This window comes from Bacillus sp. FSL R5-0593 (assembly GCF_038603755.1).
Lineage (GTDB): Bacteria > Bacillota > Bacilli > Bacillales > Bacillaceae > Bacillus > Bacillus velezensis.
In genome coordinates, this window is the sequence record NZ_CP152011.1 from 1,820,552 (window position 1) to 1,835,543 (window position 14,992).

A 14,992-nucleotide genomic window follows, 5' to 3' on the forward strand; every position below is an offset into this window, starting at 1 on the left:
GGCATACATCTTACATACAGATGAAATGGAGGCAGCTCTATGAAAAGTGATATGAAGGCAAGCGGGTTACTCAAGCCATCTGTCAGCTATGGAAAATCATTGCGGCTTTCAGCGGATCAGCCGATGACGATTCCTGAAGTCCTGCACAAAACCGCCGCGGCCGCGGGAGATCAAAAGGGCATCACATATATACAGCCTGACGGCACCAAAGTGTACCAGACTTACAGCGGCCTGAAAAAGATCGCTCTTTCGATTGTGAAAGGGCTCCGCCAATCAGGAGTGAAGGCTCAGGATGAAGTCATATTACAGCTCAGTGACAATTCCCAGCTGATTCCTGCTTTTTGGGGCTGTGTTTTTTTAGGAGCGATCCCGGTTCCGCTTGCGGCCGCTCCGGCTTATACAGAAATGAACAGCGGGACGCAAAAACTGAAAGACGCCTGGACGCTTTTGAATCGGCCGTATGTCATCACAAGCCGTGACGTGCTGCCGGAGATGACTGAATGGGCGGAGGAGCAGGAGCTTTCCGGGTTTTGCGCTTTGGCGGCAGAAGATCTCAGTGCGCACGAAATGGATACGGACTGTCATCATCCCCGTCCGGAAGATTTGGCGATGCTGCTTTTGACCTCGGGAAGCACGGGCACGCCGAAAGCCGTGATGCTCAGCCATGAAAACATCGTCTGCATGGTCAAAGGAAATATTCAGATGCAGGGCTATACAAGTGAGGATGTCACGTTTAACTGGATGCCTTTTGACCATGTCGGCGGCATCGGAATGCTTCATCTGCGTGATGTTTATCTCGGATGTGAGGAAATCAACATACCGAGCGAATCCATTTTGATGGACCCTTTAAAATGGCTCGACCTGATTGATCATTACCGCGCTTCGGTTACGTGGGCCCCCAATTTTGCCTTTGGACTGCTTGCTGATTTTGCAGAAGAGATTCAAACGCGGAAATGGGACTTATCTTCCATGCGTTACATGCTGAACGGCGGGGAGGCCGCGGTTGCGAAAGTCGGACGCAGAATTATGGAGCTTTTAGAGCCGCACGGTCTGCCGGCTAATGCCATCCGTCCCGCATGGGGAATGTCCGAAACGTCTTCGGGCGTTATTTTCTCAGATGAGTTTACACTGGAAAACACGAGTGACGACGATCGTTTCGTCGAGATCGGTCTGCCGATCCCGGGATTTAATATGAGAATTACGGATGACCGCAATCAAGTGGTGGAAGAAGGAGAAATCGGCCGCTTCCAAGTGTCAGGTCTGACTGTAACGAGCGGATATTATGAGCGCCCGGACTTAAATGAGAGTGTCTTTACAGAAGACGGCTGGTTTGAAACGGGAGATCTCGGATTTCTGCGTGAAGGCCGCCTGACGATAACGGGGCGCACGAAAGATGCCATCATTATCAACGGTGTGAATTATTACAGCCACGCCATTGAATCAGCCGTTGAGGAATTGCCGGAAATTGAAACGTCATATACAGCGGCATGCGCCGTCCGGCCGAATCAAAGCACGACAGATGAGCTGGCGATTTTCTTTGTGACATCTGTTCCGTTGGATGAGAACCGCATGACGAAGCTTCTTCATCACATTCACCAGCACGTGACACAGAGAATCGGCGTTACCCCTGATTATCTGCTTCCGGTCGCAAAAGAAGACATTCCTAAGACGGCGATCGGGAAAATCCAGCGCACTCAGCTGAAACATTCATTTGAACAAGGGCAATTTGATTCATTACATAATAACAGACAAGAAGGGGGCAATTCAGACACGGCTTCTGCAGAGAAAGAAATTGAACGGGATTTTATCCGTTTTCTGAAAGAGGAACTTTCCATCGCGGATGAGCTCGTTGATCCAAATACACCGTTTCAAAGTCTTGGCGTCAATTCCATCAAGATGATGAAACTCGCCAGATCAATTGAAAAAACGTATCACATCCGGCTGACGGCAAGAGAGCTGCACAAAAACCCGACGATTGGCGCTTTAGCGGCTTATACTGCTGAAAAAGCGGCAAACATGTCAGCGGACCATCATCCCCAAAAAGCCGAACCGCCGGCAGAACGGGAGAGACGGCAAACGGCGCCAGCGCTTTCAGAAGTCCAAAAAGGGCTGTGGACATTGCAGAAAATGTCGCCTGAAACGACTGCATACCATGTCCCGCTCTGTTTCCGATTCACATCCGGAATCGACAAAGAGAAACTGAAACAGGCGTTTCAGCTCGTATTAAAGCAGCATCCGATGCTCAAAAGCGCCGTGAATGAAACAGACGGCGGGTTTTATTTCATAGAAGCGGCAGATCCTTTTGTATTCTCGGAAGAAGATATTTCTGACGTCAATGAATCACAAATATCCGCTCTGATACGGAAAAAAGTGAAAGAGCCGTTTGTCAAAGAAGGCGGGCCTTTGCTGCGCGTGCAGCTGCTTTCAAAATCCGCCGAGGAACATTATCTTTTGACGGTCATTCACCACATCGTGTTTGACGGCATTTCATCCATTACATTTATTCACAGTCTGCTGGATCTTTATCAGGCGCTGCTGGAGGGAAAAGAAGAGTTTACAGCTGCCGCTCCCGGTATTCATCCCGATTTCGCGGCTTGGGAAAAGCGGTATTTAGCGGGTGAAGAAAGCAAAGCTGCCCGCGCTTACTGGATGAAACAGCTCGAGGGCGATCTGCCTGACCTTCAGCTTCCGCCGATGCGCACGGAAAGCAGTGTTCCGGAGTTTACAGAAGATACGCTGACACGCCGTCTTCCCGAACGGCTGCTGAATAATATAACGGCGTTTGCCGCATCCCGTTCGATTCATTTGTCTACCGTCATGCTGAGCTGCTATATGGTGCTTTTAAGCAAATATACGGATAAGGAAGATATTGTGACAGGCATGCCTGCAATGGTCAGACCCGAAGAACGCTTTGACGGAGTGGTCGGCCATTTCCTTAACATGCTTCCCATACGGAGCAGAGCCGGACGAAAAGAAACATTTGCTGACTTTGTTCAAAAGGTGCAGGATGCCGTCCTGGACGGACTGGATCACTCCTTTTATCCGTTTCCGAAAATGGTGCGTGATGTGCATGCGAAACCCCGGCAGAACGGTTCGCCTGTTTTCAGCAATGCCTTTTTCTATCAGAACTTTCTGCAGCATTCGAGCTATCAATCGATGCTTGATGAATACAAGGAATTCTCCTGTGAGTTTGTAAAAGACATTCATCAGGAGGGGGAATATGATCTTGTATTTGAAATGTGGGAAGAAGCATCAGGCATGGATCTTACGATTAAATACAGCACCGAATTATTCGACGAAGCAGGGGCGGCCAGGCTTTTCAGCCAATTTGTACAAGCTGCTGAAGCTTTGACGGCGAATCCGGATGCGCCGCTTGAGAACGTTTCTCTCATGACAAAAAGAGAGGAGCACATGATTCTTAAGTCTTGGAATGAGACAAGCCGTGAATATCCGGATGCCTGCTTCCATGAATTATTCGAACGTCAGGCGGCAGAAACGCCGGACGCTTGTGCGGTCGTGTATGAAGAGCAAAAGCTGACGTACCGTGAGCTTGATGAAAAAAGCACGAAGCTGGCGCTCTATTTGCAGGCGCACGGTGCAGGCCCTGATGATCTCATCGGCATTTATACAGACCGTTCATTGCATATGGCTGTCGGCCTTCTCGGCATTTTAAAAGCCGGGGGAGCGTATGTGCCGCTTGATCCTTCTTATCCCGCTGACAGATTGGAATATATGATCGCCGACAGCAGGATTTCAATGTGCCTGACGACAGCTGATTTAGAGCACTCTTTGAATTTGGGAGGCGTGCAGACCACTGCCATTGACCGCAATTGGTCTCATATTGAAAGTACAGCCGCGGAAAGAACGTCGCTGAAGCGGTTAGTGACACCTGACGATCTGGCGTATGTCATTTACACGTCGGGCAGCACGGGCAAACCGAAAGGCGTGATGATTCCGCACCGGGCGCTGACCAATTTCTTACTCTCGATGGCGAATGAACCGGGGCTTTCGTCTAAAGACAAACTGCTTGCCGTCACGACATATTGCTTTGACATCGCGGCACTGGAGCTTTACCTTCCTTTAATCAAAGGAGCGGAGTGCAACATCTGTAAGACAGAAGTCACAAAAGACGCACGGAAGCTGAAAGAGCTGATTCAAGAGTACAAACCGACGATCATGCAGGCGACGCCGTTTACATGGAAAATGCTCTTTCATTCCGGATGGTCAAATGAAGAAAATGTGAAAATCCTTTGCGGCGGAGAGGCGCTTAGCGAACAATTGAAGCAGCAGTTTCTCGATACGAAAAGTGAGGCTTGGAATATGTTCGGGCCGACAGAGACGACAATTTGGTCCGCGGTGCAGCGGATAACGGAGAATGAGAGCGCGCTTACGATCGGACGCCCGATCGCCAATACCCGCGTGTATATTATGGATTCCGGTCTCAACCCTGTTTTAGAAGGGGTGCCGGGAGAACTTTGTATTGCGGGAGACGGATTGGCAAGAGGGTATTTCAACAAGCCTGAGCTGACAGATAAAGCTTTCGTCAGTCACCGGCTCGAACTGGGATCAAAGCTTTATAAAACAGGCGATATGGCGCGTTTTCTTCCCGGCGGCCGCATTGAATACATGGGACGGATGGATACCCAAGTCAAAATCCGCGGCTACCGCATTGAACCCGGAGATATTGAGAGCAGGCTGAATGCCCATCCGGCTGTACAGGAAAGTGTAGTTGTTGTGAACAATCACTCCGGAAATGAGAAGCTTTGCGCGTTTTATATCCGGAAAAACGGAGAGCCGCTTCCGTCTGCAAAGGAATTGCGCAATCATTTGAAACAAGCGCTGCCGGCCTATATGACGCCAGCTTCGTTTGTCCGTCTTGAAGAGCTGCCGCTTACGCCGAACGGAAAAGTGGATCGCAAGCTTCTTGCTGCCCGCGATCTGACGGAAAAGCAGCCGGACACACAAACATTTTCATCAACTCATATCCAGCAGGCGGTACTGGCGATTTGGCAGGATGTATTGAAAAGCAAAGATATAGAGCTTGATGACCGCTTTTTTGATGCGGGGGGAGATTCGCTTCTTGCCGTGACGGTCACTGACCGGATGACGCAGGAACTGGATTGTGAATTCAGTGTAACGGAGCTGTTTGAATACGCGACGGTAAAAGACATCAGCCGGTACATCACAGAACAAAAACCGAAAGAAACCGTTTTGGCTCCTGTGCCGCAAAAGAAAGTGAATACAGAAGATCGGGAACACCCGGCGGGAGAATTTCCCGATTATTACGAGGACAGCCTTGCGATTATCGGTATATCCTGTGAGTTTCCGGGAGCGAAAGATCATTATGAATTTTGGAATAACATCAAAGAAGGCAAAGAAAGCATCACCTTCTTTTCAAAAGAAGAGCTCCTCCGATTCGGTATTTCTGAAGAACTGGCTGATCATCCCGGCTTCGTTCCGGTTAAATCAGTTTTAGAAGGGAAAGAAATGTTTGATCCCGGTTTCTTCGGCTTTTCACCGAAAGATGCGGAATATATGGATCCTCAGCTGAGAATGCTTTTGCTCCATTCATGGAAGGCAATCGAGGATGCGGGGTATACCTCCAAAGAAATTCCGGAAACAAGCGTGTATATGTCTGCCAGCACGAACTCTTACCGCAGCCTGCTGCCGGAGGAGACGACAGCACAGCTGGAAACGCCGGATGGCTACGTGTCATGGGTGCTTGCCCAAAGCGGTACGATTCCGACGATGATTTCTCATAAACTCGGGTTGAAAGGGCCGAGCTATTTTGTCCATGCCAACTGCTCATCTTCGTTAATCGGCCTGCATTCGGCTTTTCAAAGCCTGCAGTCCGGCGAAGCCAAGTACGCCCTTGTCGGCGGTGCGACCCTTCATACGGAATCAAGCGCCGGATATGTTCATCAGCCGGGGCTGAATTTTTCAAGCGACGGGCATATTAAAGCGTTTGACGCGAATGCTGACGGAATGATCGGCGGTGAAGGGGCCGGCGCCGTGCTCTTGAAAAAAGCGTCTGATGCGGTTAAGGACGGCGACCATATTTATGCGCTGCTGCGCGGAATCGGCGTCAATAACGACGGAGCGGATAAGGTCGGATTTTATGCGCCGAGCGTCAAAGGACAAGCTGAGGTCATTCAGAAGGTCATTGATCAGACGGGCATCCATCCCGAAACGATCGCGTACGTCGAAGCTCACGGCACAGGAACAAAACTCGGCGATCCGATCGAACTGTCCGCACTTCAATCGGTGTACGGCCGATATACAGATAAAAAACAATACTGCGGCATCGGTTCAGTCAAAACAAATCTCGGGCATTTGGATACAGCGGCCGGAATGGCGGGCTGCATCAAGGTTGTCATGAGCTTATATCATCAGGAAATCGCGCCGAGCATCAATTACAAAGAGCCGAATCCGAATCTTCATTTAGAAGACTCTCCGTTTTACGTAGCGGGAGAAAAGAAAGAGTTAACCCGTGAGAACAGAGCGCACCGCATGGCTTTAAGCTCTTTCGGTCTTGGCGGAACAAACACACACGCGATTTTTGAACAATATCCGGATGCATCCGAAGCAGCAGACGCTGCCGGTCCGTTCATCATTCCGTTGTCTGCCAGAAAAAAAGATCGTCTGAAGGAGTACGCAAAACAGCTGCTGGCTTTTCTGGAAAGAAAAACGGACACAGACCTCGCTGATCTTGCCTACACGTTCCAAGTCGGAAGGGAAGCGATGGAAGAGCGCGCGGCCTTTATCACAAGCGGCATTGCGGAGCTCAAGCGGCAGCTTGCCGATTTTATCAATGATAAGCCGGCTGTAACAGGCTGCTTCAGAGGAGAAAAACAGCAGGCGAAAGATATTGCCTGGCTTTCTGATGATGATGACAGCGCTGAACTCATTGAGAAATGGCTTGCGAAAGGAAAAGGACCGAAGCTCTGTGAAATGTGGAGTAAAGGTGTCGCCATCAATTGGCGCAAGCTTTACAAAGACAAGCATCCGAAACGAATCAGCGTGCCGGTCTACCCGTTTGCAAAGGAGCCGTACTGGCCGAAAAAAGCAGAAAAGAACACATCTGCCGCACACACCGGAGTCTCAGTTTTACACCCGCTCGTGCAGCAAAATACGTCAGATTTGGCCGTTCAGCGGTTCAGCTCACGGTTTACAGGCTCAGAATTTTTCCTGAAGGATCATGTGGTCAGGGAAAAAGCGGTGCTGCCGGGAGCGGCATATTTGGAAATGTCTTATGAAGCGGTAAAACGGGCGCTTGGCGGCTTATTAAAAGACCAAGACAGAATAACGCTCCATCATACCGTCTGGATGAAGCCGATCGTCGTTCACGAACAAGAGCGCCAAGTCCATATTGCGCTGTTCCCTGAAGAGGACGGCATCATCTCATATGACATTTACAGCGTCAACGCTGACGGCGAAGAAGTGCTGCACAGCCAAGGACGGGCCGAAATCATTAAGGCTGAACAAGAGCCTGAGAGAGACCTTTCTGCCATACAAAACAGATGCACAGCGGACATTCTTGATCCGGCGGCCTTTTATCGGGAAGGCCGGAGCAGGGGGATGTTCCACGGAAAAGCCTTCCAAGGCATTAAGTCCGCCTTTATCGGCGAGAAAGAAGTGCTTTCGGACATACAGCTTCCGGATTCTGTTTCTCACACGAACGGAAAATTTACGCTTCATCCGAGCATCATTGATTCAGCTATTCAGACGGCGACGATCTGCATTATGCAGGAGTTTTCCGGACAAAAGCTGATTCTGCCGTTTGCGCTGGAATATCTTGAAGTCATCAAAGCATGCACACCGGCTATGCGGGCGCATGCACGCTTCAGTGAAGGATATCAAACCGGTGATTCCGTGCAGAAAGCCGACATTGACCTGTTCGACGAAACAGGAGCGCTTTGCGTGAAGGTGAGAGGATTCTCTACGAGAGTGCTTGAAGGCGATGCAGAATCGGCTCAGCCGCCATCAGGATCGGAAAAGGTCTTGTTTGCACCGGTCTGGAAAGAAGCCGCCGCATCCGAGAAAGCTGCTGTCCGTGCTGATGAGCATTTGATCATACTTTGCGAAGATGCCTGCCGTATAAAAGATGAAGCGGCATCCGGCCTGAAAGACGCCGAACTGCTGATTGCAGAAGGTGAGGGTGAAACAGCCGCTGAACGCTTCCAAAGCTACGCGCAGACAATCGCCGAACACATCCGGCTGATCATCAGCGAAAAAAGGCAGGGCCGCATTCTGATTCAGACCGTTATCTCAGCAGACGGCAGCCAGCAATTGTTTGCGGGGTTAACAGGTTTGTTAAAAACAGCCGAGCTGGAATACGGAAAACTTGACTGTCAGCTCATCGAAATGGAATCAATCGGCGAAATGCCGGCTGTCGCTCAAAAACTGAAAAACGACAGTCATCGGCCGCATGATAAACATATCCGTTATAAAGGAGAAAAACGGTATGTGAAGGCTTGGGAAGAAATGCATCCCGCAGGGGGCGGCATCGTCTGGAAGGACGAAGGTGTATATCTGATTACCGGAGGCGCAGGAAGCCTGGGCTTGATGTTCGCAAAAGAAATCGCAGGTCGCGTAAAACACCCGAAAATCATTCTGACGGGCCGCTCAAATCTGGCAGAAGCCAAACAGCGTGAGCTTGCTATGCTTCAGCACTCAGGCGCAAATGTCGTCTACAAAAAGCTGAATGCGGCGGACCGGCGGGAAAACGAAGCGCTGATCAAAGAGATTACGGCGGAATTCGGAAAGCTTAACGGAATTATTCACGCTGCGGGAGTGATACAAGACCGCTTCCTGCTGCAAAAAACGAAGGAAGAGTTCAGGAAAGTGCTTGATCCGAAAGTCAACGGAACCGCTTATTTAGATGAAGCCAGCAAAGACTGCAATCTTGACTTTTTCGTATTGTTCTCCAGTGTTTCCGGCGTTCTCGGCAACGTCGGGCAGGCTGATTATGCCGCCGGCAACGCGTTTATGGATGCATACGCCGCTTACAGGCAATCCCTTACGGAGAATGGCCTTCGGCACGGAAAAACGGTCGCCTTTAACTGGACGCTGTGGAAAGATGGCGGTATGCAGGCGGGAGACGAGACGGAGAGAATGATGAAAAAAGCTTTCGGCATGGTTCCGCTTCAAAAGGCGTCAGGCCTGGCTGCATTTTATGAAGGAATGGCTCAGGAAAAGCCGCAGCTTTTAGCAGCTGAAGGACAAGCTGCAAAATTAAAACAGTCGTTCCTATCCGTTTCTGAAACTGAAAAGCCGCAGGTGGAGAAAATAGAGCCTGTATCCGCCGTTTCGGGAGACAAATGGCACGGTGCGCTTATCCGAATGGTCAGTTCAATTTTAAAAGTCGGCCAAGACGAGATTGATATTGATACGGAACTGAGTGAATACGGTTTTGATTCCGTATCGTTTACCGTCTTTACGAATCAATTAAATGAAGCGTATCAGCTGGAGCTGGCGCCGACGATCTTCTTCGAACACGGGACGATCCGCAGTTTAGCAGAGTATTTGACGGATGAGGCAGAAGCCGGCCTTCCTTCTCAGCCGGAAGAAAAACACGATGCAGAAGAATCTCTTCAAACGCTTCACACCGAGTTGACAGCCATGGTAAGCGGCATTTTAAAAGTTGACCGTGAAGACATAGATACAGATACGGAATTGAGTGAATACGGTTTTGATTCCGTATCCTTTACCGTCTTTACGAATCAATTAAATGAAGCGTATCAGCTGGAGCTGGCGCCGACGATTTTCTTTGAGTACGGAACGATCAGCGGTCTCGCCGGATATTTGGCAAAAGAGCATCCGGGCCGTTTCGGCGAAAAGAAGAAAGAGTCTCCGAAAAAAGAGCAGCCAAAAGCCCAAAAACCGAAAATGCAGCGGAAAAAGCGCTTCGCAACGGTAATGAACGCTGCGGCAGCGACACAAGAGCCGCGCCGCTTTGACCCGGTTGCCATTGTCGGAATCAGCGGCCGATTCCCGGGCGCGAAGGATATAGAGGAATTTTGGCGCAATTTGAAAGAAGGAAAGGATTCGATCACAACCATTCCGAAAGAACGCTGGGATTGGCAAGCGTTTGATGGCGACCCGAATCTTGAAGGGAACAAAACGAATATCAAGTGGGGCGGCTTTATCGACGGAATAGCTGAATTTGATCCGCTGTTCTTTGGGATTTCACCGCGGGAAGCCCAATATTTAGATCCGCAGCAGCGGCTGTTATTGACTTATGCATGGCGGGCGATAGAAGATGCGGGCTGTAAGCCGGAAAGCCTTTCCGGCACAAATACGGGCGTCTTTATCGGCACCGGAAATACCGGTTATAAAGATTTGTTCACAAGGGCAGGTCTTGCGCCGGAAGGACATGCGGCGACAGGCAGCATGATTCCTTCCATTGGTCCGAACCGTTTGAGCTATTTGTTAAATCTTCACGGGCCGAGCGAGCCGATTGAAACGGCATGCTCAAGCTCGCTTGTGGCGATTCACCGGGCGGTATCCGCTATAGAAAACGGAGAATGCGACATGGCGATTGCCGGGGGAATCAATACGATTCTGACGGAAGAAGCGCATATCAGCTACAGCAAAGCAGGCATGCTCAGCAAAGACGGAAAATGCAAAACCTTCTCCAAAGATGCCAACGGGTATGTCAGAGGAGAAGGCGCGGGAATTCTGATGCTGAAGAAACTGACAGATGCAGAACGTGACGGCAATCCGATTTACGGCGTGATCCGCGGTACGGCTGAAAACCACGGCGGCCGGGCGAATACGCTAACCTCGCCGAATCCGAACCTGCAGGCTGATTTATTAGTGAAAGCATACCGGAAAGCGGGAGTGGACCCGAGCACCGTTACGTATATTGAAGCGCACGGTACAGGAACGGAATTGGGCGACCCGATTGAAATAAACGGTCTGAAAGCGGCGTTTCACGAGCTGGCGAAAACAAATCAAGAGCCTGAAGTCTCCGGTCACCGCTGCGGCATCGGTTCGGTCAAAAGCAATATCGGCCATTTAGAGCTTGCCGCGGGAGTATCAGGCGTCATGAAAGTGCTTTTGCAAATGAAGCACAAAACGCTGGTGAAAAGCCTGCATTGCGAAACGATCAATCCGTACATTCAGCTTGATGACAGTCCTTTCTACATCGTGCGGGAAAATCAGGAATGGGCGGCAGCAAAAGATAGAAACGGAAATGCCATTCCGCGCCGGGCCGGGGTCAGCTCATTTGGCATCGGCGGGGTCAACGCCCATATCGTCATTGAAGAGTATGTCCCGAAAGCAGCCGCTCAGCCTGAGCACAGCCCGGAAAATCCGGCAATCATCCTTTTGTCCGCCAAATCAAAAGAAAAACTGTTTGAACAGGCGCAGCAGCTGCAAAAAGCGATCCGTCAAACGCCGTATACAGATCAAGACTTGGCGGGCGTCGCTTATACGCTGCAAACCGGAAGGGACGAAATGGAAGAGCGCTTGGCCATTCTTGCAGCGACGATGGCGGAATTGGAAACAAAGCTGGAAGCATTTACGAAAAATGAGAAAAACATCGCCGGGCTGTACACCGGCCAGTCTCACCGCAATAAAGATACGTTTGCCTTGTTCACGGCCGATGAAGATATGGACATCGTCATTGACGCCTGGATTAAAAAAGGCAAATTCGCCAAGCTGGCAGAGGTATGGGTGAAAGGCGGCGTATTGAATTGGAACCGGCTGTATGAAAAGGGTACGCCGCGTTTACTCAGTCTTCCGTCTTATCCGTTCGCAAAAGACACGTATTGGGTGCCTGAGAATCCTGACAAAAAGAGGGTCCATACAGAGGAACGGATGAAACGTATTCTGACGAAACAATGGGAACTGAGCCCGCTCGAACTGGGCGAACCGTGCGCACGTTCCGTTGCGATTTTGACAGGCGGGGACACGATCAATCTCGCAGAAGAGATCGCAGCGCACATGCCGAATCACCGTATCATCACCGCATCAGACCTTACCGGTGAATATGACTGGCAGGCGTTTGACGGAGTCATCGACCTCCTCGGCGCAGCGAAAGAAGATTCTCAAGACATGGCCGGAATCAAATGGCTTCAGCAATTGATTGAGCATGGGCATAAAGAAGGGATGACACTGCTTTGTGTCACAAAAGACCTTGAGTCATTAAATAAAGAGGCCAATCAAACAACAGGAGCAAAACGGGCCGGTCTGTACAGAATGCTGGCATGCGAGTACGGTCACCTGTCTTCAAGGCATCTCGACCTTGAAGGAGCGCTTTCGGATGACAAACTGGCGAAGCAGATTGCCGATGAGTTTCATGCCCGCACTGATGACGCGGAAGTTTGCCGGAGGGACGGCTTGCGTTACCGCGCTGTATTAAGCGGCTCAGAAAATATGAATATGCAAGGCGAGAGAATTGATTTTCCGGACAACCATGTGCTTCTGATCACCGGAGGGACGAGGGGGATCGGTCTTTTATGCGCACGCCATTTTGCCGAACATTACGGAGTGAAAAAACTGGTGCTTACAGGCCGCGAGACCCTTCCGCCGCGAAGTGAGTGGACGGGCGGACTGAATGGGGTGACGGCTTCTGTAAAAGCGAAAACTGAAGCTGTTCTCGACTTGGAATCCAAAGGTGTACAAGTGAAGGTTTTGTCAGTCCCGTTAGCTGATGAAGCCGGGCTGAGACAGGAACTGAGTCAGATAAAACAGACGCTCGGACCTATCGGCGGCGTGATTCACTGCGCGGGTGTGACCGATAAAGAGACGCTCGCATTCATCAGAAAAACCGATGAAGACATACAGCGCGTGCTCGAGCCGAAAGTAGACGGGCTTCAGGCGTTATACAGTGTGCTCAGAGAAGAGCCGCTGAAGTTTTTCGTCTTGTTCTCTTCCGTGTCAGCTGCGATACCGGCGCTTTCGGCAGGACAGGCCGACTATGCCATGGCCAATGCGTATATGGACTATTTTGCAAACTCATACAAAGAGCAGCTGCCGATCGTAAGCATTCAGTGGCCGAACTGGAAAGAAACCGGAATGGGCGAAGTAACGAACAAAGCTTATAAAGAGAGCGGGCTATACAGCATCACGAATGCAGAAGGATTACAGCTCCTTGACGGCATACTTCTTGAATCAGCAAGGGGCCCGGTGCTGCCGGCCGTTCTGAATCCTAAGCTGTGGAAGCCGGAGCGATTCCTGCGGCGGAGCAGGCAGGATCAGCCAATGAGTCCGGCTATGGTAAAACCGGCGGAAAAAACCGCTTATACTGCCGCAGACAACGCTCAATTAACAAGGAAAACAGAAGAATGGCTGAAAGAATTATTTTCTGAAGAGCTGCGGATTGACCAGGATCAGCTTGAGACAGACGTAGTATTCCAAGATTACGGAGTGGATTCCATTATTCTCGCTCAGCTTCTGCAGCGGATCAATCGGAATCTCTCGGCATCGCTTGACCCGTCCATTCTGTATGAATATCCGACGATTCAATCTTTCGCAAATTGGCTTCTCGAAGGGTATACAGAAGTTTTGTCAGAACGGTTTGATTTGGCGGCGGCGAAGCCTGTTCTGAAGAAGCCGGCTGAGCCGGTAATTGAAACACAAGCCGTTAAGGTGCAAGAAGAGCCGGCCGGAAAACAGATTCACCGGGAAGATATCGCGGTCGTCGGCATGTCCTGCCGGTTTCCGGGGGCGGCTTCCTTAGAGGCGTACTGGTCGCTTTTGGCTGAGGGCCGTTCGGCTATCGATCCTGTTCCGGCTGAGCGATGGGGGTTGAAGACACCTTATTACGCGGGAATGCTTGATGGAATTCATCAATTTGATTCGGACTTCTTTTTACTGGCAGAAGAAGATGTAAAGGCAATGGACCCTCAAGCTTTGGCCGCTCTGGAAGAATGCCTTAACCTGTGGTATCACGCGGGCTATACGCCGGATGAGATAAAGGGAGAAGCAATAGGTGTGTATCTCGGCGGACGCAGCCGTCACAGACCGGGTGAAGAGAAACTGCTGGACGCGAAAAACCCGATCGTCGCGCTGGGCCAGAATTATTTGGCCGCCAATCTCTCTCAATACTTTGATATGCGCGGCCCGAGCGTTGTCCTCGATACGGCTTGTTCTTCTGCTTTAGTCGGAATGAATATGGCCGTGCAGGCTCTTGTAACAGGAGAAATAAAAGCGGCCGTCGTCGGCGGCGTGAGCCTGTTTGAATCAGAAGAAACCCATAAATTATTTGAACAGCGCGGCATATTAAGTAAAGCGCAGTCGTTCCATGTATTTGACGAACGCGCCGATGGAGTCGTGCTGGGCGAGGGTGTCGGAATGGTTCTATTAAAAACCGTGTCTCAGGCCATTGAAGACGGAGATTCTATTTATGCCGTAGTGAAGGCGGTATCCGTCAATAATGACGGAAGAACGGCAGGCCCGGCTACGCCGAGTCTGGAAGCGCAAAAATCCGTCATGAAGACGGCTCTTGAAAAAAGCGGAAAACAGCCGGAAGACATTACTCATATTGAAGCGAACGGTTCAGGCACGGTCGTGACGGATCTGTTAGAACTGAAGGCCATTCAATCCGTCTACCGTTCAAAAGACGCCGGCCCGCTCGGAATCGGATCTGTGAAACCGAACATCGGGCACACGCTTTGCGCGGAAGGAATTGCAAGTTTCATAAAAGTTGTTCTCATGCTGAAAGAAAAGAGCTTTATTCCGTTTTTATCAGGCGAGCATGAAAACACACATTTTGATAGAGAAAAGGCCAATATTCAGTTCAGCCGCACTCTGGCAGACTGGCCGTCACCAATACCGGCGGCAGGAATTAACTGCTTTGCCGACGGCGGAACAAACGCCCACGTCATTGTGGAAGCGTGGCAGGAAGACGAAGGGCGCCGAATCAAGCGCCATCCTTTAACACCGCCTGCATTAAAAAAGCGGCTGATTTCGCCGGACAGCAAAGAAGAAACGAACGAAAAAGCTGCGGCAAACATCTGGGATACCTATGAAGTGGAGGTTTAAC

General features: G+C 50.5%; 1 protein-coding gene. It reads left to right on the forward strand.

Going from position 1 to position 14,992, the window contains the following annotated elements; genetic code table 11:
- Positions 1 to 39 precede the first annotated feature (39 nt).
- Complete coding sequence (locus tag NYE36_RS09120) at positions 40 to 14,991, forward strand: non-ribosomal peptide synthetase (RefSeq protein ID WP_265450929.1); 14,952 nt, start codon at positions 40 to 42, stop codon at positions 14,989 to 14,991.
- Position 14,992 lies beyond the last annotated feature (1 nt).